General features: G+C 70.2%; 20 protein-coding genes. 9 read left to right on the top strand and 11 right to left on the bottom strand.

Annotated features, from left to right (window positions below; translation table 11 throughout):
* Positions 1-32: 32 nt before the first annotated feature.
* Complete coding sequence (sufB, locus tag OHB41_RS13705) at positions 33-1,457, bottom strand: Fe-S cluster assembly protein SufB (protein ID WP_266698303.1); 1,425 nt, start codon at positions 1,455-1,457, stop codon at positions 33-35.
* Complete coding sequence (locus tag OHB41_RS13710; RefSeq protein WP_266698304.1) at positions 1,454-2,206, bottom strand: helix-turn-helix transcriptional regulator; 753 nt, start codon at positions 2,204-2,206, stop codon at positions 1,454-1,456. The genes sufB and OHB41_RS13710 overlap by 4 nt, the downstream gene beginning before the upstream one ends.
* A 161-nt stretch (positions 2,207-2,367) precedes the next feature.
* On the opposite strand from OHB41_RS13710, the gene OHB41_RS13715 reads away from it, so the two are divergent.
* The 4 genes from OHB41_RS13715 (at position 2,368) to OHB41_RS13730 (ending at position 6,062) form a co-directional block, all read left to right on the top strand.
* The gene (locus OHB41_RS13715; RefSeq protein WP_266698305.1) at positions 2,368-3,219 is read left to right on the top strand and encodes an AAC(3) family N-acetyltransferase; all 852 of its coding nucleotides are present in this window, start codon (positions 2,368-2,370) and stop codon (positions 3,217-3,219) included.
* An 11-nt stretch (positions 3,220-3,230) separates the two neighbouring features.
* Positions 3,231-4,154, top strand: coding sequence for an ABC transporter ATP-binding protein (locus tag OHB41_RS13720; RefSeq protein WP_266698306.1), 924 nt, complete (start codon positions 3,231-3,233; stop codon positions 4,152-4,154).
* Between the two features lie 50 nt (positions 4,155-4,204).
* A complete protein-coding gene (locus OHB41_RS13725; protein WP_266705845.1) occupies positions 4,205-4,921 on the top strand; it encodes an ABC transporter permease in 717 nt (238 codons plus the stop codon).
* A 133-nt stretch (positions 4,922-5,054) separates the two neighbouring features.
* Complete coding sequence (locus OHB41_RS13730) at positions 5,055-6,062, top strand: COX15/CtaA family protein (RefSeq protein WP_266698307.1); 1,008 nt, start codon at positions 5,055-5,057, stop codon at positions 6,060-6,062.
* A 174-nt stretch (positions 6,063-6,236) separates the two neighbouring features.
* Here OHB41_RS13730 and OHB41_RS13735 read toward each other — a convergent pair whose 3' ends face one another.
* From OHB41_RS13735 to OHB41_RS13745, 3 genes are all read right to left on the bottom strand, one after another.
* Positions 6,237-7,343, bottom strand: a complete 1,107-nt coding sequence (locus OHB41_RS13735; protein WP_266698308.1) for an amidohydrolase family protein — start codon at positions 7,341-7,343, stop codon at positions 6,237-6,239.
* 267 nt (positions 7,344-7,610) lie between these two features.
* The gene (locus tag OHB41_RS13740) at positions 7,611-7,967 is read right to left on the bottom strand and encodes a hypothetical protein (protein ID WP_266698309.1); all 357 of its coding nucleotides are present in this window, start codon (positions 7,965-7,967) and stop codon (positions 7,611-7,613) included.
* A 161-nt stretch (positions 7,968-8,128) separates the two neighbouring features.
* Positions 8,129-9,082 carry a heme o synthase gene (locus tag OHB41_RS13745; RefSeq protein WP_266705847.1) on the bottom strand — a complete coding sequence of 318 codons (954 nt, stop codon included), beginning with the start codon at positions 9,080-9,082 and terminating at the stop codon, positions 8,129-8,131.
* A 379-nt stretch (positions 9,083-9,461) separates the two neighbouring features.
* Between OHB41_RS13745 and tkt the strand changes: the two genes are divergently transcribed.
* The 5 genes from tkt to pgl are packed head-to-tail and all read left to right on the top strand — an operon-like array spanning position 9,462 to position 16,070.
* Positions 9,462-11,549: a transketolase gene (gene tkt / locus OHB41_RS13750; RefSeq protein WP_266698310.1), complete on the top strand. Its 2,088-nt coding sequence runs from the start codon at positions 9,462-9,464 to the stop codon at positions 11,547-11,549.
* A gap of 34 nt (positions 11,550-11,583) precedes the next feature.
* Entirely contained in the window at positions 11,584-12,702 is a 1,119-nt protein-coding gene (tal, locus tag OHB41_RS13755) for a transaldolase (RefSeq protein WP_266698311.1), read from the top strand.
* A gap of 4 nt (positions 12,703-12,706) precedes the next feature.
* Complete coding sequence (zwf, locus tag OHB41_RS13760) at positions 12,707-14,230, top strand: glucose-6-phosphate dehydrogenase (protein WP_266698312.1); 1,524 nt, start codon at positions 12,707-12,709, stop codon at positions 14,228-14,230.
* The gene (opcA, locus tag OHB41_RS13765) at positions 14,227-15,291 is read left to right on the top strand and encodes a glucose-6-phosphate dehydrogenase assembly protein OpcA (protein ID WP_266698313.1); all 1,065 of its coding nucleotides are present in this window, start codon (positions 14,227-14,229) and stop codon (positions 15,289-15,291) included. The genes zwf and opcA overlap by 4 nt, the downstream gene beginning before the upstream one ends.
* Positions 15,288-16,070, top strand: coding sequence for a 6-phosphogluconolactonase (gene pgl, locus OHB41_RS13770; protein ID WP_266698314.1), 783 nt, complete (start codon positions 15,288-15,290; stop codon positions 16,068-16,070). The genes opcA and pgl overlap by 4 nt, the downstream gene beginning before the upstream one ends.
* 206 nt (positions 16,071-16,276) lie before the next feature.
* On the opposite strand, the gene pgi is transcribed toward pgl, so the two are convergent.
* From pgi to OHB41_RS13800, 6 genes are all read right to left on the bottom strand, one after another.
* Complete coding sequence (gene pgi, locus OHB41_RS13775) at positions 16,277-17,929, bottom strand: glucose-6-phosphate isomerase (protein ID WP_266698315.1); 1,653 nt, start codon at positions 17,927-17,929, stop codon at positions 16,277-16,279.
* Positions 17,930-18,001: 72 nt separating this feature from the next.
* On the bottom strand, positions 18,002-19,273 hold the full coding sequence (locus tag OHB41_RS13780) for an MFS transporter (RefSeq protein WP_526024913.1): 1,272 nt from the start codon (positions 19,271-19,273) through the stop codon (positions 18,002-18,004).
* Between the two features lie 677 nt (positions 19,274-19,950).
* Positions 19,951-20,286, bottom strand: a complete 336-nt coding sequence (locus tag OHB41_RS13785; protein WP_003957010.1) for an RNA polymerase-binding protein RbpA — start codon at positions 20,284-20,286, stop codon at positions 19,951-19,953.
* Positions 20,287-20,521: 235 nt separating this feature from the next.
* Positions 20,522-20,758 carry a preprotein translocase subunit SecG gene (secG, locus tag OHB41_RS13790; protein WP_094052663.1) on the bottom strand — a complete coding sequence of 79 codons (237 nt, stop codon included), beginning with the start codon at positions 20,756-20,758 and terminating at the stop codon, positions 20,522-20,524.
* 97 nt (positions 20,759-20,855) lie between these two features.
* On the bottom strand, positions 20,856-21,632 hold the full coding sequence (gene tpiA / locus OHB41_RS13795; protein ID WP_266698317.1) for a triose-phosphate isomerase: 777 nt from the start codon (positions 21,630-21,632) through the stop codon (positions 20,856-20,858).
* A gap of 6 nt (positions 21,633-21,638) precedes the next feature.
* On the bottom strand, positions 21,639-22,850 hold the full coding sequence (locus tag OHB41_RS13800; RefSeq protein WP_266698318.1) for a phosphoglycerate kinase: 1,212 nt from the start codon (positions 22,848-22,850) through the stop codon (positions 21,639-21,641).
* Positions 22,851-22,966 lie beyond the last annotated feature (116 nt).

Raw genomic sequence — 22,966 nt, forward strand, 5'->3', positions numbered from 1 at the left:
CGGGCCACCAGCTGTTCTCCGGAAGGCGGCGTTTAACCGACCGAGCCTTCCATCTGCAGCTCGATCAGCCGGTTGAGTTCGAGGGCGTACTCCATCGGCAGTTCCTTGGCGATCGGCTCGACGAAGCCGCGCACGATCATCGCCATCGCCTCGAACTCGGTCATGCCCCGGCTCATCAGGTAGAAGAGCTGGTCCTCGGAGACCTTGGAGACCGTCGCCTCGTGGCCCATGGACACGTCGTCCTCGCGGACGTCGACGTACGGGTACGTGTCCGAGCGCGAGATCGTGTCGACGAGCAGCGCGTCGCACAGCACGTTGGACTTCGAGCCGTGAGCGCCCTCGCCGATCTCGACCAGACCGCGGTACGAGGTACGGCCACCGCCGCGCGCCACCGACTTGGAGACGATGTTCGACGAGGTGTTCGGCGCCATGTGGACCATCTTGGAGCCGGCGTCCTGGTGCTGGCCCTCGCCCGCGAAGGCGATGGACAGCGTCTCGCCCTTGGCGTGCTCGCCCATCAGGTAGACGGCCGGGTACTTCATGGTGACCTTGGAGCCGATGTTGCCGTCGATCCACTCCATGGTCGCGCCCTCGTACGCCACGGCGCGCTTGGTGACCAGGTTGTAGACGTTGTTCGACCAGTTCTGGATGGTCGTGTAACGGCAGCGGGCGCCCTTCTTCACGATGATCTCGACGACCGCGGAGTGCAGGGAGTCCGACTTGTAGATCGGCGCCGTGCAGCCCTCGACGTAGTGGACGTAGGCGTCCTCGTCGACGATGATCAGCGTCCGCTCGAACTGGCCCATGTTCTCCGTGTTGATACGGAAGTAGGCCTGGAGCGGGATCTCGACGTGCACGCCCTTCGGCACGTAGATGAAGGAGCCGCCGGACCACACCGCGGTGTTCAGCGACGCGAACTTGTTGTCGCCGACCGGGATGACCGTGCCGAAGTACTCCTTGAAGAGCTCCGGGTGCTCCTTGAGGGCGGTGTCGGTGTCCAGGAAGATGACGCCCTGCTCCTCCAGGTCCTCACGGATCTGGTGGTAGACGACCTCGGACTCGTACTGGGCCGCGACGCCCGCGACGAGGCGCTGCTTCTCCGCCTCCGGGATGCCGAGCTTGTCGTACGTGTTCTTGATGTCCTCGGGCAGGTCCTCCCAGGACTCCGCCTGCTTCTCCGTGGAGCGCACGAAGTACTTGATGTTGTCGAAGTCGATGCCCGACAGGTCCGAGCCCCAGTTGGGCATGGGCTTCTTCTCGAAGAGGCGCAGACCCTTGAGGCGGAGCTTGGTCATCCACTCCGGCTCGTTCTTCTTCGCGGAGATGTCGCGGACGACGTCCTCGTTGATGCCGCGCTTGGCAGAGGCACCGGCCACGTCGGAGTCGGCCCAACCGTATTCGTACGTACCCAGACCCTCGAGCTCGGGGTGGGCAGTCTCCTCGATGGGGAGCGTCATGCGGGGTTCCTCCCGGCGGTGCTTGCAGATGCGTTGGGATCACGCTGATCGGACTTGGAAATCTTGGGGATGAACGTCGTGCACACACCGTCGCCGTGGGCGATGGTGGCCAGTCGCTGGACATGTGTGCCGAGCAGCTGGGAGAAGAACTCCGTCTCCGCCTCGCACAGCTGCGGGAACTGCTCGGCGACATGCGCGACCGGGCAGTGGTGCTGGCAGAGCTGCTCGCCGACCGGTGCGCTACGCGCCGTAGCAGCGTACCCGTCCGCACTCAGGGCCTTGGCCAACGCTTCGGTGCGTCCTTCGGGGGCCGCGGACTCGATGACCTCGCGGTACGCGTCCGTCTGGGCGGCGATCCTGGCGCGGGCGAAGGCGACGATCGCCTCGTCCCCGCCCTCACGCTCCGCGATCCAGCGCAGAGCGTCCGTGGCGAGCGTGTCGTAGGACTGGTCGAAGGCGTCCCGGCCGCAGTCGGTCAGGGCGAACACCTTGGCGGGACGGCCGCGCGTCCGCGCGCCGTAGACCCGCTGCTCACGTGCTTCCACGACGTCGTCGGCGACGAGCGCGTCGAGGTGGCGGCGCACGGCGGCCTGGGTCAGTCCCAGCCGTCCCGCGAGGTCGGCCACCGTCGACGGGCCGTGGTCCAGGATGGACCGCGCGACCCGGTTGCGGGTGGACCGCTCACCGGTCGCGAGTTCCTCCTGCGGGGCCCCCGTGGGGGTCTCCCGAGCCTCGCCAACGTTTTTCACAACGCCATTGTTGCGTAATTCCTCAGGGCCTGACAAGCCGCGTCCCAGGAGGCGGACGGTGCGCTGCATCACTTAGGCATGCCTAAGGTGACCTGCGGAAACGATCTTTGATCGATCAATTCGGTGGCATCGGGACGAGGTCTCGGGGAGACTCGCGAAGCATGTCGACACCCCCTCCCACCGGCCCACTCGTCACCCGGGGCACCCTCGCGACGGAGCTGCGCGCGCTCGGCGTCCGGCCCGGCGAAGCGCTCCTCGTGCACTCCTCGCTCCGTTCCCTCGGCTGGGTGAACGGCGGCCCGGTCGCGGTCGTCCAGGGCCTGCTCGACGCACTCGGTCCCGACGGCACGCTGGTGGTCCCCACACAGTCCGGCGACCTGTCCGACCCGGCCCTGTGGAGCCGTCCGCCGGTACCCGAGGAGTGGTGGTCGGCCATTCGGGCGACGATGCCCGCCTACGACCCCCTCGTCACCCCCACCCGCGGGCTCGGCGTGATCCCGGAGACCGTCCGCACCTGGCCCGGCGCCCTGCGCAGCGCGCACCCGCAGACCTCCTTCGCGGCCGTCGGCCCGCGCGCGGCCGGGATCGTCGACGGCCACGCCCCGGACTGCCGGCTGGGTGAGCGCAGCCCGCTGGCCCGGCTGGAGGCCCTCGGCGCCCGGGTGCTCCTGCTCGGCACGGGCTATGACACCTGCACCAGCTTCCACCTCGCCGAGTACCGCATACCGGCGCCGCGCGTCGAGGTCGGACGCCCGGTGCGGACGGCGCGGGGAGCGACCCGGTGGGAGGTGGTCACGGAGGTCGCGATCGACTCCGACCGCTTCGACCAGCTGGGCTCCGACTTCGAGCGGGACCGCCCCGTCGTACGCGGCCGGGTGGGCGCGGCCGACGTACGCCTGTTCCCGGTCGCCGACGCGGTGGCGTACGCGGAGCGGTGGCTCGCGCTGCACCGCCCCGGTGCGCCCTTCCCTGATGCGGCCCCCGGCGCCCGCGGGCCCCGGAGACGTCCCTAGACTTGCGCCTCATGCGAAGCGAGCCCGTGCTCCAGGTCCAGGCCCTGGTGAAGCGGTACGGCACGAAGACCGCGGTGGACGGCCTCGACCTGGTGGCCAGGGCGGGCATCACCGCCGTACTCGGTCCCAACGGTGCGGGCAAGACGACCACGGTCGAGACCTGCGAGGGGTACCGGAGGCCGGATTCCGGCACGGTGCGCGTCCTGGGCCTCGACCCGGTCAGACAGTCCGGCGAGCTGCACACCCGTATCGGCGTGATGCTCCAGTCCGGCGGGGTCTACTCCGGCGCACGGGCCGACGAGATGCTCCGGCACGTGGCGAAGCTCCACGCCCGTCCCCTGGACGTGGACGCGCTCATAGCGCGCCTGGGCCTCGAGAGCTGTGGCCGTACGACCTACCGGCGGCTGTCCGGCGGCCAGCAGCAGCGCCTCGCGCTCGCGATGGCCGTGGTCGGCCGCCCCGACCTGGTCTTCCTCGACGAGCCGACCGCCGGCCTCGACCCGCAGGCCCGCCGGGCGACCTGGGACCTGGTCCGCGATCTGCGGACCGACGGGGTCTCGGTCGTCCTGACCACGCACCACATGGACGAGGCCGAGCAGCTCGCCGACGACGTCGCGATCATCGACGCCGGCCGGGTCATCGCACAGGGCTCCCCGGAGGAGCTGTGCCGCGGCGGCGCCGAGAACACGCTGCGGTTCACCGGCCGCCCCGGTCTCGACGTCGGCTCCCTGCTGAAGGCCCTCCCGGCGGACTGCACGGCGGCCGAACTGACCCCCGGCGCCTACCGGGTGGGCGGGAAGGTCGATCCGCAGCTGCTGGCCACCGTCACCTCCTGGTGCGCGCAGCACGGGGTCATGCCGGAGAAGATCTCCGTCGAGCGGCACACCCTCGAAGACGTGTTTCTGGAACTGACCGGCAAGGAGCTGCGTTCGTGACCACCGCCGGCACCTACACCCCGAGCCCGGGGGCGGCCCCGCTGCCCCGCATGATCGGCGCGCAGGCCGCACTCGAGACGAGGATGCTGCTGCGCAACGGCGAGCAGCTCCTCCTCACGGTCGTCATCCCGACCCTCCTGCTGGTCCTGTTCGGGTCGGTGGACATCGTCGACACCGGCAAGGGCGCGGCGGTCGACTTCCTCACCCCCGGCATCCTGGCGCTCGCGGTGATGTCGACGGCCTTCACCGGCCAGGCCATCGCCACCGGCTTCGAGCGGCGCTACGGCGTGCTGAAGCGGCTCGCCGCCTCCCCGCTCCCCCGCTGGGGTCTGATGACCGCGAAGACGGTGTCCGTGCTGGTCACGGAGGTCCTCCAGGTCGTCCTGCTGACGGTGATCGCCTTCGCGCTCGGCTGGTCGCCGCACGGCAACCCGGCGGCCGTCCTGCTCCTGCTGCTCCTCGGCACGGCCGCGTTCTCGGGCCTCGGCCTGCTGATGGCCGGCACGCTGAAGGCGGAGGCGACCCTGGCCGCCGCGAACCTCGTCTTCCTGCTGCTGCTGGTGGGCGGCGGGGTCATCGTCCCGATGGACAAGTTCCCCTCCGGTGTTCAGGACGTGCTGGGTCTGCTGCCGATCTCGGCGCTCTCGGACGGCCTGCGGGACGTGCTCCAGCACGGTGCGGGCATGCCGTGGGGGGACCTGGGGATCCTGGCGGTCTGGGCGGTCGTGGGTCTGGCGGCCGCGGGACGCTTCTTCCGCTGGGAGTAGCGGGACGCTTCTTCCGCTGGGAGCAGGCCGGGGCGCGGGACAGCTCTCGCGCGGCGCGCGGCGGGGTCCGTGAGCAGCGACGCGCGCGGGTGCCCGGGGCCCTCGTGAAGGCGTGCACAAGCGGCCGCCTACGATGGGCCGCGTGCCAAACGTGACCCGAGCCGACGCCGTAGCCCTCGTGAGCAACCCGCTCGCCTTCATCGCCGAACGCTGGACTCCGACCGCACGGACGGTCCGCCGGGCGGCCCTCGCCGCACTGGTCATGTCCGTGGTCATCGTGGTCACCGGCGGCGCGGTACGGCTGACCGGTTCGGGGCTCGGCTGCCCGACCTGGCCCAAGTGCACCGACGACTCGCTCACCACGACGAGCGCGATGGGCTTCCACGGGGTCATCGAGTTCACCAACCGCATGCTGACCTACGTGCTGTGTGCCGCGGTGGGCTGGGCGATCATCGCCGCGCGCTCCGAGAAGCCGTGGCGGCGCGACCTCACCCGGCTCGGCTGGGCGCAGTTCTGGATCGTCATGAGCAACGCGATCCTCGGCGGCGTCGTCGTCCTGGTCGGCCTCAACCCGTACACGGTCGCCGCGCACTTCCTGCTCTCGACCGCGCTCATCACCGTGGCGGCGGTGATGTGGCAGCGCACCCGGGAGGGCTCCGCCGCGCCGCGCCCGCTGGTCGGCAAGGCGGTGCAGCAGCTCGTGTGGTGTCTGGTCGCCGCGACCGTGGTGCTGATCGCCGTCGGCACGGTCGTCACCGGCGCGGGTCCGCACGCGGGTGACTCGAGCGAGGTCGACCGCATGCACGTCAGCTGGGAGAACGTCGCCAAGCTGCACGCCGTGCTGGCCTGGATCGTGGTCACGCTGACCTTCGCCCTCTGGTTCGTCCTCAAGGCGGTCGACGCCCCCCGGGGCCCGCTGGACCGCACCCGCGACCTGTTCCTGATCCTGCTCGGGCAGGGCGTCATCGGCTATGTCCAGTACTTCACGGACCTTCCCGAGGCTCTGGTGGGCCTGCACATGTTCGGCTCCTGCCTGGTGTGGATCGGCGTGCTGCGCGTCCTGCTGTCGCTGCGCGAGCGGCCCGCCCTCGTGGCGGACCTGACGGGGCCGGCCGCGGAATCGGCGCTCACGCGCGCGTGAGCGGTTCGTACGGGGCCACCGCAGCGTCGCCCGCGGGGCGCGGGTAGGTCCAGGCCGGTCCGCCGGGAGCGCGCGCCGGAAGCCCCTCCTTCCCGTCCGCCTCGGCCCGTACAGCGCCTTCACCGCACCCCGTACAGCGCCTTACAGCCCTCTCACCACACCCCGTGCGCCCGTTCACTGCACCCCGTAGACCCGGCGCGCGTTCCCGGCGGCGATCAGCCCCGCCACCCGTTGCGCGTCCGCCGGCGACCAGGCCCCCTCCGCGACCCAGGTGCCGAGCACCCGGGTGAGCGCCTCGCGGAAGAGACGTGCGCCGACCACATGAAGTTCGGGCAGGCCGTGTGCTCCGCTGGAGAAGAGGAGCTTGCCGAAGGGAGCCAGCTCCAGGATCTCGGAGAGGACGGCCGCGGCCCGGGCTCCGGTGCGCACCAGTGCGGCGCCCAGGTCGGCGTACACGTGCGGGAAGACCCCGGCGAGGTGCGCCGCGTGCCGGTGGTACGGGTAGCCGTGCAGCAGCACGAGATCGGTGCCGAGACCGGCCGTGGCGCGTGCGAAGTCCGTGAGCAGGACGGGGTCGGTGCGGTCGATCCGCAGGCCCGGCTCGCCGAGACCGGCGTGGAGCTGGAGGGGCAGCCCCGAGGCGACCGCGATCCACAGCAGATGGCGCAGCAGGACGGGGTCGCTGAGCGCCCCGCCGGCCCGGCGGTCCGCGAGCCACCGGCCCGCCGCCCCCCGTACCTCGCCCGGCCCGGGCGGTTCGGGAGCGAGCGCCAGGCCGTGCCGTCCGCCCGCCACGGACGTGAAGGCGACGGCGTTCGCGGCGGCTCCGTGGACCGACTCGGCGAGGTTGGCGAGGAAGGACTCGACCGTGCCGGAGGTGTCCGCGACCTGTTCCGCCAGCAGCTCCAGGCGGACGATCTCGTGGGCGTCGGCAGCGCCGGTGGAGGCCATCTCGCCCGGCCCGGTCAGGTCGCCGGGCAACCCGGTGTCCACGAGAAAGGTCGTGACGCCGCTGCCGCGCAGCAGTCTGCGGCCCGCTTCGAGGACGCCGAGTTCGCGCCGCCGCGCGAGATAGCGGGCGGGCGGGCAGTGCGGCTCCAGGCCGAGCAGGGGCGGACACCAGCGGCGTACAGCGAAGCCGGTCTGGGTGTCGAAGAGGGTGGTGCCGGGGGCCGGCGGCCCCTCGGTTCTGGCGAGGTGGGCCTCGAAGGTGCCGAGGCCCAGCTCGGTCCTCAGCACCCCGTGACAGTACTGGTCCACCAGGGACGGCGTTTCGATCATCCGGACTCCCCCGCGCGACTGGACCGTTCTTTCTCAGGTCCTAACGGGTGAGCCGGGCGTCAGGTGTTGGTCGCCCGTGTTCCAGGAGCGTCGCTCGGCCGTTCGTGGGGTCCGGAGACCCCCGGCGGCACGCACCCGTGGCGGGGCGGACGGCCGGACCAACAGCTTGCCGCTACGGCTCCCCGGAGCCGTCCGGGGGCGCGGACGTCACGGGCCCGCCCGCGGCCGATCGGGTGAGGTCGGCCCGGCGTGAGCCACCCGTTCGGCTCAGTCGTTGCGCGGGCCGCCCAGCTGGATCCCCGCCATCCGCTTCCACTCGTACGGCCCGGTCCGCACCTTGGCGGCGAACTCCCCGTCGAACTCCTCGTGAACAGTGATCCCGGCCTGCTTCACTGCGTCCTCGGCGATCGCGTAGCTGGGCGCCACCAGATCGCCCCAGCCGCCGTCCTCGCCGACGAGCACGACGCGCGCGCCGAGCTCCCCGATGTACGCCACGTGGCCCTCGGCCCCGCCGTGCTCGTCGGCGAAGGCGCGGATCTGCCGGGCGAGCCTGGCCGCCTTGCGCTCGGCGCCGGTGTCCCGGGCGGTGCCGGTGGTCTCGTCAGTCTGCTCGGTGTCTGCCATGGCCAGGATGCTACCGACGGGTAGATCGAACGGCGACGGGCGGGGTGCGTGGCCTTGACCACGCGCCCTCAAGCTTTCTCGGCTTCCCCCGAGCGGGGGGCGGGCACCTCCATCGCCCGTCGGGCGGATCCAGGGCGCCTCCGGCGGAGGAAGGGCTCCACCTAGTGGAGGAAGGGGTCCACCGCGACGGCCACGAAGAGGATCGACACATAGGTGATCGACCAGTGGAACAGTCGCATCTCCTTGAGCTTCCCGCCCGTCACCTCGGCCTTGGCGCGGTTCTGCAGCCCGTGCGCCTCCCACAGCCAGAACCCGCCGGCGGCCAGCGCGACCACCGTGTAGAACCACCCCGTGTAGCCCAGCGGGGTCAGGAGCAGCGAGACCCCGACCATCACCCAGCTGTAGATGACGATCTGGCGGGCGACCACCTTGTTGGAGGCGACGACCGGCAGCATGGGCACGCCCACGCGCGCGTAGTCGTCCTTCACCTTCATGGACAGCGGCCAGTAGTGCGGCGGCGTCCAGAAGAACATGACGAGGAAGAGGATGACGGGCGCCCACGACAGCGAGTTCGTGACGGACGACCAGCCGATGAGGACCGGGAGGCAGCCCGCGATGCCGCCCCAGACGATGTTCTGGGACGTACGACGCTTGAGGAGCATCGTGTAGACGACGACGTAGAAGAGGAGCGCTCCGAGTGACAGCCACGCGGACAGCCAGTTGACGGCCAGACCGAACAGCAGCGTCGAGACGACCGCCAGCGCGATGCCGAAGGCCAGGCACTCACGGGGGCTGACCATGCCGGTGACCAGTGGACGTTGTGAGGTCCGCTCCATCAGGGCGTCGATGTCACGGTCGATGTACATGTTGAGCGCGTTGGCGCCGCCCGCGGACAGATAGCCGCCGAGGCAGGTGAGCAGGACCAGTTTGAGGTCCGGTACACCCTGCTGGGCCAGGAACATCACCGGAACGGTGGTGATCAGGAGCAGTTCGATGATTCGTGGCTTGGTGAGCGCCACGAATGCCTTCACACGGGCCCCGAACGGCCGGTGGCTCGGGCTGCTGCTCGTCCCGAGCACCCCCGCTGGACGGGATTCGACGGCCGTCACGCACACCCCTGACAGAGACATCCCAGCAAGCCCCCGGGTGTGAACTCCCCGTAAAGGCTCGCGCGTACCACGCCACTGTAGACGTTGCCCAGACCCCGACCTTCGCGGGGGTGGGGTCGTGTTGGGGGCGCCCGGACCGGCGCCTCGGCGGGGCCCGCACAACGGGCGTCGGGGAGCTCGATTGAGCACTCTTACGAGCGGCTCCGTATTCAGTTGCCGAAGACGGAACGGACCAGTCGGGAGGCGGATTCCGCCGAGTCCCGGCAGTCTGGAATGACTCGAAAAAACGCAGGTACCTACGGGGGTAGGCTCGACAACGGCCGGTGGGCGCCCAGTGCACCGGTATTCGACATGCGTGACATGTGGAGAGGAGCCCTGACCCAGGGTGAGCACCAAGCCGACCACCACAGACCTCGAGTGGACCGAGTTGGACCAGCGGGCCGTCGACACCGCCCGCGTCCTGGCCGCCGATGCCGTACAGAAGGTCGGCAACGGCCATCCCGGTACGGCGATGAGTCTGGCGCCTGCCGCCTACACCCTCTTCCAGAAGGTGATGCGGCACGACCCGGCGGATCCCGACTGGACCGGACGCGACCGCTTCGTGCTGTCCGCGGGCCATTCGTCCCTGACGCTCTACACACAGCTCTACCTGGCCGGGTTCGGCCTGGAGCTGGACGACCTGGAGTCCTTCCGCACCTGGGGCTCGCGCACTCCGGGCCACCCTGAGTACGGACACACCCCCGGCGTGGAGACCACGACGGGTCCGCTGGGACAGGGCGTCGCCAACGCGGTGGGCTTCGCGATGGCCTCCCGCTACGAGCGCGGTCTGTTCGACCCGGACGCACCGCAGGGCGAGTCCCCGTTCGACCACTTCATCTACTGCATCGCCGGTGACGGCTGTCTGCAGGAGGGCATCTCCGCGGAGGCGTCCTCCATGGCCGGGCACCAGAAGCTCGGCAACCTGATCCTGCTGTGGGACGACAACCACATCTCGATCGAGGGCGACACGGAGACTGCGGTCTCCGAGGACACCGCCAAGCGGTACGAGGCCTACGGCTGGCATGTGCAGCGGGTGGCCCCGAAGCCGGACGGCGACCTCGACCCGCACGCCATCTACAACGCGATCCAGGCCGCCAAGCTGGTGACCGACAAGCCGTCGTTCATCGCGATGCGGTCGATCATCGCCTGGCCCGCCCCGAACGCGCAGAACACCGAGGCCGCGCACGGCTCGGCGCTGGGCGACGACGAGGTGGCGGCGACCAAGCGCGTGCTGGGCTTCGACCCGGAGCAGTCCTTCGCCGTGGCCGACGAGGTCCTCGCCCACACCCGTCAGGCACTCGACCGGGGTCGTGAGCAGCGGGCCGAGTGGGAGAAGGGCTACCAGGAGTGGCGCACCGCCCAGCCCGCGCGTGCGGCCGAGTTCGACCGCATCGCCGCGTGCGAGCTGCCGGCGGGCTGGGAGGAGAAGCTCCCGGCGTTCGAGACCGGCAAGACCGTCGCGACCCGTGCCGCGTCCGGCAAGGTGCTCCAGGCGCTCGGCGCGGTCATCCCCGAGCTGTGGGGCGGCTCCGCCGACCTCGCGGGCTCGAACAACACGACGATCGACAAGAACTCCTCGTTCCTGCCGGCCGACAACCCGCTGCCGGGCGCGAACCCGTACGGGCGAACGATCCACTTCGGTATCCGCGAGCACTCCATGGCCGCGGAGATGAACGGCATCACGCTGCACGGCAACACCCGCGTCTACGGCGGCACGTTCCTGACGTTCTCCGACTACATGCGCAACTCGGTGCGGCTGTCCGCGCTGATGCACCTGCCGGTCACCTACGTCTGGACGCACGACTCGATCGGCCTCGGTGAGGACGGTCCGACGCACCAGCCGGTCGAGCACATCGCCTCACTGCGCGCCATCCCCGGCCTCAACGTCGTCCGTCCCGCGGACGCCAACGAGACCGCGATCGCCTGGCGCGAGATCCTGAAGCGCTACACCAAGGTGTTCGGCGAGGGCGCCCCGCACGGGCTGACGCTGACCCGGCAGGGTGTGCCCACGTACGACCGCAACGAGGACACCGCGAAGGGCGGCTACGTCCTGTTCGAGGCGGAGGGCGGCGAGCCCGAGGTCATCCTCATCGCCACCGGTTCCGAGGTGCACGTGGCCGTGGAGGCGCGCGAGCAGCTCCAGGCCGGGGGTGTGCCGACGCGCGTCGTCTCCATGCCGTGCGTGGAGTGGTTCGACGAGCAGGACCAGGCCTACCGCGAGAGTGTGCTGCCGCCGTCCGTGCGCGCGCGGGTCTCGGTCGAGGCCGGTATCGGACTGACCTGGTACCGGTTCGTCGGGGACGCGGGACGCATTGTTTCGCTGGAGCACTTCGGTGCTTCGGCCGACGGCAAGGTGCTCTTCCGCGAGTACGGCTTCACTGCCGAGAACGTCGCCGCCGCCGCCCGGGAATCGATCGCCGCAGCCCAGCTCTGACGCTGACATACGACACGTAGGAGATGCATTTTCCATGACAGACGCACTCAAGCGCCTCTCCGAGGAAGGCGTCGCGATCTGGCTGGACGACCTGTCGCGCAAGCGGATCACGTCCGGCAATCTCGCCGAACTGATCGACCAGCAGCACGTCGTGGGCGTCACCACCAACCCGTCGATCTTCCAGAAGGCGATCAGCAGCGGCGACGGCTACGAGCAGCAGCTCGCCGAGCTCGCCGCCCGCAAGGTCACCGTCGAAGAGGCCATCCGCATGATCACGACGGCGGACGTCCGTGACGCCGCCGACATCCTGCGCCCGGTCTTCGACGCGACGCAGGGCCAGGACGGCCGGGTCTCCATCGAGGTCGACCCGCGCCTGGCCCACAACACCACCGCGACCGTCGCCGAGGCCAAGCAGCTGGCCTGGCTGGTGGACCGTCCGAACACGCTCATCAAGATCCCGGCGACCAAGGCGGGCCTGCCCGCGATCACCGAGGTCATCGGCAAGGGCATCAGCGTCAACGTCACGCTGATCTTCTCGCTGGAGCGTTACCGCGAGGTCATGGACGCCTACCTGGCGGGGCTGGAGAAGGCGAAGGCCGCGGGCCTGGACCTCTCCAAGATCCACTCGGTGGCGTCCTTCTTCGTGTCCCGCGTGGACACGGAGATCGACAAGCGGCTCGACGCCCTCGGCACCCCCGAGGCCAAGGCCGCACGCGGCAAGGCCGCCCTGGCCAACGCCCGGCTCGCCTACCAGGCGTACGAGGAGGTCTTCTCCTCGGAGCGCTGGGCCGCCCTCGACAAGGCGCAGGCGAACAAGCAGCGCCCGCTGTGGGCGTCGACCGGCGTGAAGGACCCGGCGTACAAGGACACCCTGTACGTCGAAGACCTGGTGGCGCCGAACACGGTGAACACCATGCCGGAGGCCACCCTGCAGGCCACCGAGGACCACGGCCGGATCACCGGCAACACGATCGCCGGTACGTACGAGCAGTCCCAGGCGGAACTCGACGCGGTCGAGAAGCTCGGGATCTCGTACGACGACGTGGTCCAGCTCCTGGAGGAGGAGGGCGTCGAGAAGTTCGCGGCGTCCTGGAACGACCTGCTCAAGTCCACAGAGGCGGAGCTCCAGCGCCTCGCCCCTTCGGAGGGCTGAAACCTTGTCAAGCAGCAACCCGCTGCGTGACCCCGCAGACCGACGGCTCCCGCGTATCGCGGGGCCGTCGGGCCTGGTCATCTTCGGCGTCACGGGCGATTTGTCACGTAAAAAGCTGATGCCCGCCGTGTACGACCTCGCCAATCGCGGACTGTTGCCGCCGGGCTTCTCGCTCGTCGGTTTCGCCCGTCGCGAGTGGAAGAACGAGGACTTCGCCCAGGAGGTCCACGACGCCGTCAAGGAACACGCCCGTACGGAGTTCCGCGAGGAGGTCTGGCAGCAGCTCATCCAGGGGATGCGCTTCGTCCAGGGCACCTTCGACGACGACGACGCGTTCGAGCGGCTGCGCGCCACGATCGAGGAGCTGGACAAGGCACAGGGCACGGGCGGCAACTTCGCCTTCTACCTCTCCGTGCCGCCGTCCGCCTTCCCTGTGGTCATCAAGCAGCTGAAGAAGCACCACCTGGCCGACCAGCCGAAGGGCTCCTGGCGGCGCGCGGTCATCGAGAAGCCCTTCGGGCACGACCTGAAGTCGGCCGAGGAACTCAACGCGATCGTGCACGAGGTCTTCGCCTCGGACCAGGTCTTCCGTATCGACCACTACCTCGGCAAGGAGACCGTCCAGAACATTCTGGCGCTCCGCTTCGCCAACACGATGTTCGAGCCGATCTGGAACCGGTCCTTCGTCGACCATGTGCAGATCACCATGGCCGAGGACATCGGCATCGGCGGCCGGGCGGGCTACTACGACGGCATCGGCGCGGCCCGTGACGTCATCCAGAACCACCTGCTCCAGCTGATGGCCCTGACGGCCATGGAGGAGCCCTCGTCCTTCGACGCGGACGCGCTCGCCGCCGAGAAGACCAAGGTGCTCGGCGCGGTGCGGATCCCGAAGGACCTGGGACGCGACACCGTCCGCGGACAGTACGCGGCCGGCTGGCAGGGCGGCGAGAAGGCCGTCGGCTATCTCCAGGAAGACGGTATCGACCCCAAGTCGAAGACCGACACCTTCGCCGCGATCAAGGTGGAGGTGGACAACCGCCGCTGGGCGGGCGTCCCGTTCTATCTGCGGACCGGCAAGCGGCTGGGCCGTCGTGTCACCGAGATCGCGGTCGTCTTCCAGCGCGCCCCGCACTCCCCCTTCGACCACACCGCGACGGAGGAGCTGGGCCAGAACGCGATCGTCTTCCGCGTCCAGCCCGACGAGGGCGTCACGGTCCGCTTCGGCTCCAAGGTGCCCGGCACCTCCATGGAGATCCGGGACGTCTCGATGGACTTCGCCTACGGCGAGTCGTTCACCGAGTCCAGCCCGGAGGCGTACGAGCGACTGATCCTCGACGTGCTGCTCGGCGACTCGAACCTCTTCCCGCGCACCGAGGAGGTCGAGCTGTCCTGGAAGATCCTCGACCCGATCGAGCAGTACTGGGAGACGCACGGCAAGCCCGCGCAGTACCCCGCGGGTACCTGGGGCCCCGTCGAGGCGGACGAAATGCTCGAACGAGACGGACGGAGCTGGCGTCGCCCATGAAGATAGACCTCACCGACTCCACTGCCAGCAAGATCAACAAGGCGCTCGTGCAGGGCCGCCGGGCCATCGGCACCCCCGCGGTCGGCATGGTCCTGACCCTCGTCATCGTCACCGACGAGGAGAACGCCTACGACGCCCTGAAGGCCGCCAACGAGGCCTCCCGCGAGCACCCCTCGCGCACCCTCGTGGTCATCAGGCGTGTCTCGCGCTCGCCCCGTGACCGCACGAAGTCCCGCCTCGACGCCGAGGTGCGGGTCGGCGCGGATGCGGGCACCGGCGAGACCGTCGTGCTTCGGCTGTACGGCGAGGTGGTCGACCACGCCGACTCGGTCGTCCTGCCCCTGCTGCTGCCGGACGCGCCGGTCGTCGTCTGGTGGCCGGTGAACTCGCCGCTCGACCCGGCGAAGGACCCGCTGGGCGCACTGGCCCAGCGCCGGGTCACGGACACCTACGCGGCCGAGGCGCCGGTACGGGAGCTCAACGCCCGCGCCGACGCCTACGCCCCCGGGGACACCGACCTCTCCTGGACCCGCATCACACCGTGGCGTTCGATGCTGGCCGCGGCCCTGGACCAGGTCGTCTGCGACGTGAGCGCGGTCGAGGTGGAGGGCGAGGAGTTCAACCCGAGCTGCGAGCTGCTCGCCATGTGGCTCGCGGACCGGCTGAACGTGCCGGTCAGGCGTTCGCAGTCGTCCGGCCCCGGCCTCACGGCCGTCCGGATGGAGACCACCTGCGGCCCGATCGTCCTGGACCGTGCCGACGGCTCCCTCGCCACGCTGTCCATCGAAGGCCAGCCCGACCGTGCCGTGGCGCTCAAGCGCCGCGACACGTCCGAGCTGATCGCCGAGGAACTGCGCCGGCTCGACCCGGACGACACGTACGCCTCGGCGCTGCGGTACGGGGTGGACCGGCTGAACACCTCGTCGGACGAGTCCTCGGACGAGACCCCGGCCAGGACGGCGGTCAAGGTCGCCGCCAAGGCACCGGCCAAGGCACCGGCCAAGAAGGCCGCCGCCAAGACCGGCACCTCGGCCCCGGCCAAGAAGGCGGCCTCCAAGTGATCACTCCGCAGCTTGTCGTGCACCGCGACAAGGAGCTCATGGCCCAGGCCGCCGCGGCTCGGCTGATCACCAAGGTCGTGGACGCGCAGGCCTCGCGCGGCTACGCCTCGGTGGTCCTCACCGGCGGCCGCAACGGCAACGGACTCCTCGCGGCGCTCGCGGCCGAGCCCGCCCGGGACGCCATCGACTGGGGCCGGCTCGACCTGTGGTGGGGCGACGAGCGGTTCCTGCCCGCGGGCGACCCGGAACGCAACGACACCCAGGCCCGTGCGGCACTGCTGGACTCGGTACCGCTGGACCCGGCACGGGTGCATCCGATGCCGGCGTCCGACGGTCCGCACGGCGCGGACGCGGACGCGGCGGCCGAGGCCTACGCCGCCGAGCTCGCGAAGAACGCGGGACCGGAGAACCACGGTTCGGTCCCGACCTTCGACGTCCTGATGCTGGGCGTCGGTCCGGACACGCATGTGGCCTCGCTCTTCCCCGAGATGCCCGCGGTGCGCGAGACGGAGCGGACGGTGGTGGGTGTGCACGGCGCGCCGAAGCCCCCGCCGACCCGGATCTCGCTCACGCTGCCCGCGATCCGCTCGGCCCGCGAGGTGTGGCTGCTCGCGGCCGGCGAGGACAAGGCTCAGGCCGCGGCGATCGCCCTGTCGGGCGCGGGTGAGGTACAGGCTCCGGCGGCGGGTGCCCGCGGGCGCTCGCGGACGCTGTGGTTGCTGGACGCGGCGGCCGCTTCCCAGCTGCCGCGCTCGCTGTATCCGCCGGCTTCGGCGTGAGGTGACCGGGTAGGGGCGAGCGAGGGGTCACACGCCCCCGCCGCCCCTACCCGTCGTCCGTCCCGGGACAGGCTGGAGGTGCCGGGCGCGGACCATGCTCTTGAGGGGCGCGGGGGAGCCGCGCGACCGGCCCCCACCCCCTCGCACCCGGGAGAACACCTCGGACGGGCGGCCCCCCACCGCCCGTCGTCCCGCACGCACGGGGCCTAACGGCTGCGCAGCTCGCGGTACTTGCCGACCAGCGCCGTGGTGGAGGGGTCGAGGCCGGGTACCTCGGTGCCGTCGGTGAGTGCGGGTTCGATGCGTTTGGCGAGGACCTTGCCGAGTTCGACGCCCCACTGGTCGAAGGAGTCGATGTTCCAGACGGCGCCCTGGACGAACACCTTGTGTTCGTAGAGGGCGATGAGCTGGCCCAGGACGGAGGGGGTCAGTTCGCGGGCGAGGATCGTGGTGGTGGGGTGGTTTCCCTTGAACGTCTTGTGGGCCACCAGGTCTTCGGGCACGCCCTCGGCGCGGACCTCGTCGGGTGTCTTGCCGAAGGCCAGGGCCTGGGTCTGGGCGAAGAAGTTCGCCATCAGCAGGTCGTGCTGGGCGGCCAGGCCCGTCTCCAGCTCGTCGACCGGGTTGGCGAAGCCGATGAAGTCGGCCGGGATGAGCTTGGTGCCCTGGTGGATGAGCTGGTAGTAGGCGTGCTGGCCGTTGGTGCCGGGAGTGCCCCACACCACCGGTCCGGTCTGCCAGTCCACCGGCTCGCCCTGCCGGTCCACCGACTTGCCGTTGGACTCCATGTCCAGCTGCTGGAGGTAGGCGGTGAACCTGCTGAGGTAGTGGGAGTAGGGCAGCACGGCGTGGGACTGCGCGTCGTGGAAGTTGTTGTACCAGATGCCCAGCAGGCCCAGCAGCAGCGGCGCGTTGGACTCGGCCAGCGCGGTACGGAAGTGCTCGTCGACGAGGTGGAAGCCGTCGAGCATCTCCCTGAACCGGTCCGGGCCGATCGCGATCATCAACGACAGGCCGATGGCCGAGTCGAAGGAGTAGCGTCCCCCGACCCAGTCCCAGAACTCGAACATGTTGTCCGTGTCGATGCCGAAGTCGGCGACCTTGCCGGCATTCGTCGACAAGGCCACGAAGTGCCTGGCGACCGCCTCCGGACCGGCTTTGAGTCCGGACAGCAGCCAGGACCGCGCCGAGGTGGCGTTGGTGATCGTCTCGATGGTGGTGAACGTCTTCGACGCGATGATGAAGAGTGTCTCGGCCGGGTCGAGGTCACGCACCGCCTCGTGCAGGTCGGCACCGTCCACGTTCGACACGAACCGCACCACCAGACCACGGTCGGTGAAGGACCGCAACGCGTCGTAGGCCATCGCGGGACCCAGGTCGGAACCGCCGATCCCGATGTTCACGACGTTCCTGATACGCCTGCCCGTGTGCCCGGTCCACTCACCCGAACGCACCCGCTCGGCGAAGGCCGCCATCTTGTCGAGGACCGCGTGGACCCCCGGGACCACGTTCTCCCCGTCCACCTCGATCACCGCGTCCCGCGGCGCCCGCAACGCGGTGTGCAGAACCGCACGCCCCTCGGTCACATTGATCTTCTCACCACGGAACATCGCATCCCGCAGCCCGAACACATCCGTGGCCACCGCCAGCTCACGCAGCAGCCGCAGTGTCTCGTCGGTGACGAGGTGCTTGGAGTAGTCGACGTGCAGGTCGCCGACCTGGAGGGTGTACCCGGACCCGCGCCCGGGGTCGGCTGCGAACAGGTCCCGCAGATGGGTCTCCGCGAGCTCCTCGCGGTGCTCCCCCAGAGCGGTCCACTCGGGCGTCCGGTCGAGCCTGGTACGGGTGTCTGCGTTCATCTCTGACTTCCGCCTTCTCTCCTGCGTGTGCTGCTGCGTACCTCGCCCCGCTGCCGGTCCCAACCTAATTGATCAGGGCTTGACGTGAGCTGTCGTCACGCCGTCGTCCGGCTCAACAACAGATACGTCCGGCTTGAGCGCGGGTATCAGCGAAGCGACGGCGAGTGCGAAGAGCGCGGCCGCGAACAAGGCGGGCCCGTTCAGCCCGTACGCCGCGGCGACCGCGCCGCCGAGCAGGGCGCCGACCGGGGCTCCGGAGGTGGAGGCGGTGCGGAAGGCGGCGCTGATGCGGCCGACCAGGGCCCTGGGGCTGCGCTGCTGCATCAGCGTGACCTGGTTGACGTTCCACACCATGCCCATCACTCCGAGCAGCGCCATGCCCAGCAGGAGGGCACCCAGCTGGCGGACGGTACCGATGAGCAGGAGGGACGCCGTCTGGACGCTTCCGCCCAGGAACAGGCCGCGGACGCGTCCGAACCGGCGTGCGACTCGCTGTGCCAGCAGTACTCCGCCGGCCAGGCTTCCGGCCGAGTAGGCCGTCATCGCGGCGGCGAAGCCCGCGTTTCCCGCGTGCAGCCAGCCGGTCACGTGCAGTACCAGCGTGGCGATCAGGGCGCCCATGCCGATGTTGCACAGCAGCGTGGCCGTACAGACGGCACGCAGCACCCGGTCGCGCCACAGGGCGCGCAGTCCCTCGGCGGCCTCCGCCCGCAGGGTGCTTCCGGCCGGCCGGGGCGCCCGCTCGGGCGCCGCGATCCGGAGGGACGCCACGAGCGCGGCGGCCAGCAGATAGGTGGCGGCGTCGGCGACGAACGGCACGGCGGCCCCGGCGGCGAGCAACAGCGGTACGAACGGGCCGGCCAGGAAGCCGCCGGCGAGCTGCTGACCGGTCATCAGCCGGGCGTTGGCGCTGCCCAGGGCCTCCTTGTCGACCAGGGACGGCAGCAGGGCCGTGGACGCGTTGTCGAAGAGGGTCTGGAGGCTGGTCAGGGCGAAGGCGAGCGCGATCAGCAGCCCGATCGAGGCGTGGCCGAGCCCGACGGCGAGGCCGAAACAGGCGACGAGCGTGCCCCGCAGGGTGTCCACGGCCCACATCGCCCGGCGCTGGTCCACCCGGTCCGCGACCGCGCCGCCGAGCAGCCCGAAGAGCAGCCACGGGAGGTATCCGCAGGCGGTGACGGACGCGATGACGAACGGGTCGTCCGTGAGGCGCACGGCGATCAGCGGCAGTGCGGCGGTACGCAGCGCGTCCCCGAAGCGCGACACCACCGCCGCGCTCCACAGTCGCCCGAATCCCCCGCGCCACGCGGGCACCCGCACACCTGTCGCCTCGCTCACCGCCACAACGCCCCCTCCTCTGCCACCACTTCGACAACCGTAGAGGGCACCACTGACAGTCGGACGGAGAGCGGATGGGGGGGCGGGCGGGGCAAGCCCCACCGGACCGCGAGGTACTGGGACGCCCGCCTCGGACGCGACGCGCAGACGCCACGGGATGTCACCCGGACGAGGCTCGGCCGGAACGAAAAGCCCCCGGCCCAGTGGACCGGAACGGGATGTTCACCCGCACGAGGCGAGACCGGGCCAGGCGGGTACAGACAGTCGCAGGGACAACCGCGACAGGTACGGCCGCGACGGCGCACGGCCTTCGGCACGAGATCGGCCGCGCGTGAGCGACCGTGCACGGTCCGGCGTACGAGGTCGCCGCACGAGGTCGGCCGCACGAGATTCGCCGTACGAGATCGGCAGCCGCGCGGCGCCGGGTCGCCGTGCGGGCCCGGCTCACGGGCCCCAGGGGCCCCACGCACACCCGTGCTCACGAGGGGCACCACAACGACCACGCACTGCCCGCGCGCGGCCCTGCGCGGCAGGCGTACGGATCAGGTGCGACCGGAGGCACCGAGGCGGTCGGCCGCGCGGCGCCGGAGGGTTCGCGCCGCGGGCACGCCGATTCCGTTCGCGGACGTCGTGCGAAACAGCTCCGGCCGGACACCTCTCGATGCCCGGCCGGTTCGCAACTCCTAGATCTCGCCCCGCAGTTTGGCGAGCGCCTCGGCGAGGATCGCCTCGCCGTCCGCGTCGCTGCGCCGCTCCCGTACGTACGCCAGGTGCGTCTTGTACGGCTCGGTGCGCGGCGGGTCCGGCGGGTTGTCCCGGTCCTGTCCGGCGGGAAAGCCGCAGCGCGGGCAGTCCCAGGTGTCGGGAACCTGCGCGTCGCTGGCGAAGCTGGGCTGCGTCTCGTGCCCGTTGGAGCACCAGAAGGAGATGCGCAGCCGGGGCGCGGACTCGCCACGCTCGGCCTCGCCCATCGGCCCCGCCCCGACCCGGCTTCCTCGGATCGCGTTGCCACTTGCCACGGTCGTAACTCCCTGCGTGATGGTGCCGCGAAGCGAGTCGGCGTGACGCTTCGCTGCGAGCGCCTCAGTCTACGTAAGGCCCAACGCGCGTCCAGTGTTTGGAGTTACACCCCACCCCTAGACGCAAGCCCCATGATAGGCCGCGCCCGCGGGCGCGTACCGGACATGGGGCCTTACGTGTGGATCGTGCTTGCGTACTGTGCGATTGTGCGCCCGTACCGATGTCAGCCGGTGATCAGTTGTTGACCTTCATCAGGATGCCGAGCACGACAATGCACGCGAACCACAGCAGACCGATCACCACGGTGATGCGGTCGAGGTTGCGCTCGGCGACCGAGGAGCCGCCGACGGACGACTGCATGCCGCCACCGAACATGTCGGAGAGGCCGCCGCCCTTCCCCTTGTGCATCAGCACCAGCAGCATCAGCAGCAGGCTGAAGACGATCAGGGCGATCGAGAACCCCAAAACCACGGCTGGACCAACTTCCTCGGAACTGGATGGACGACGGGGGTCCGGTGACACTCACCAGACCCCCGCAAGGGTACGACGGATCGTCGCTACCGCATACTCACTGGTCGCGGAAGCGGACGATCTTGACGAACTCGTCGGCGTCCAGGGACGCGCCACCGACCAGGGCGCCGTCGATGTCCGGCTTCGCCATGATCTCGGCGACGTTGCCGGACTTCACCGAGCCGCCGTACTGGATGCGGACCTTGTCGGCCACCTCCTGGGTGTACAGCTCGGTCAGCCGGCCGCGGATCGCCGCGCAGACCTCCTGGGCGTCGTCGGCGCCGCAGACCTTGCCGGTTCCGATGGCCCAGACCGGCTCGTACGCGATCACGATCGTCTCGGCCTGCTCGGCCGGGATGTCCTTGAGACCGCCGTCGACCTGCGAGAGCGTGTGGGAGACGTGGTCCCCCGCCTCGCGGACCGCCAGCTCCTCGCCGACGCAGAGGATCGGGGTCAGGCCGTGCCTGAACGCGGACTTGACCTTGGCGTTGACGATCTCGTCGGTCTCCGCGTGGTACTGGCGTCGCTCGGAGTGACCGACCACCACGTACGTGCACTTCAGCTTGGCCAGCATGGAACCCGAGATCTCGCCGGTGAAGGCACCGGAGTCGTGCGCCGAGAGGTCCTGGGCCCCGTACTTGATCTTGAGTTTGTCGCCGTCGACCAGGGTCTGCACGGAGCGCAGGTCGGTGAAGGGCGGAAGGACGGCGACCTCACAGGCGTCGTAGTCCTTGTCGGCCAGGGCGAAGGCGAGCTTCTGGACGTGCGCGATGGCCTCGAGGTGGTTGAGGTTCATCTTCCAGTTGCCCGCCATCAGCGGCGTGCGCGTGCTCATAAAAGGTCAGTCCTCCAGTGCGGCGAGACCGGGAAGCGTCTTGCCCTCGAGGTATTCGAGGGAGGCGCCGCCACCGGTCGAGATGTGGCCGAATGCCTTCTCGTCGAAGCCCAGGGTGCGGACGGCCGCGGCGGAGTCGCCACCGCCGACCACCGTGAAGGCCGGGGAGTCGAGGAGGGCCTGGGCGACCGCCTTGGTGCCCTCGGCGTAGTCGGGGTGCTCGAAGACGCCCATCGGACCGTTCCAGAAGACGGTGGCCGCGTCGGCGAGCTTCGAGGCGTAGAGGGCACCGGTCTCGGGACCGATGTCGAGGCCCATCCCGTCGGCCGGGATGGCGTCCGCGGCGACGATGGTGGGGTTGGACGGGGCCTTGGTCTTCAGGTCGGGGAACTGCGTCGCGGTCACGACGTCGACCGGGAGGACCAACTCGACGCCGTTCTTCTCGGCGCGCTCGATGTACTCCTTGACGGCGGACAGCTGGTCGTCCTGAACGAGGGAGGCGCCGATCTCGTAGCCCTTCGCCTTGAGGAAGGTGAAGGCCATGCCGCCGCCGATGAGCAGCCGGTCGGCCTTGCCGAGCAGTGCGTCGATGACGGCGAGCTTGTCGGAGACCTTGGAACCGCCGAGGGCGACGACGTAGGGGCGCTTGACGTCCTCGGTGAGCCTCTTCAGGACGCCGACCTCGGTGGCGATGAGGTAGCCGGCGTAGTGCGGCAGGCGGGCGGGGAGGTCGTACACGGAGGCGTGCTTGCGGTGCACGGCGCCGAAACCGTCACCCACGTAGACATCGGCCAGAGCCGCGAGCTGGTCGGCGAACTCGCCGCGCTCGGTGTCGTCCTTGGACGTCTCGCCCGCGTTGAAGCGCAGGTTCTCGATGACCGCGACCTGGCCGGGCTCCAGGCCGTTCACGGCGTCGTGGGCGGCGGGGCCCACGGTGTCCTGGGCGAACGCGATCGGGGCGCCGAGGAGTTCGCCGAGGCGCTCGGCGGGCTGCAGCAGGGAGAAGGCGGGGTCCGGGGCGCCCTTGGGACGGCCCAGGTGGGAGGCGACGATCACCTTGGCGCCCGCTTCGGCCAGCGCCTTGACGGTGGGCAGGACCGCGCGGATGCGGCCGTCGTCCGTGATGAGGCCGTCGGACAGTGGCACGTTCAGGTCGGCGCGGACGAAGACCCGCTTGCCGTCCACGCCTTCGGCGATGAGTTCGTCGATCGTCTTCATGAAGGGACTCCTAGGAAGGCTCTTGAGATCCGAGAGGGCTGATCGATCCGTACGCGAGACAGGGCTCGGGCAGCGCGGCCTTGCGCTGCCCGAGCCCTGTGCTCACATCGAGGTGC

Source organism: Streptomyces sp. NBC_01571 (assembly GCF_026339875.1).
In the GTDB taxonomy this organism is placed as follows: domain Bacteria; phylum Actinomycetota; class Actinomycetes; order Streptomycetales; family Streptomycetaceae; genus Streptomyces.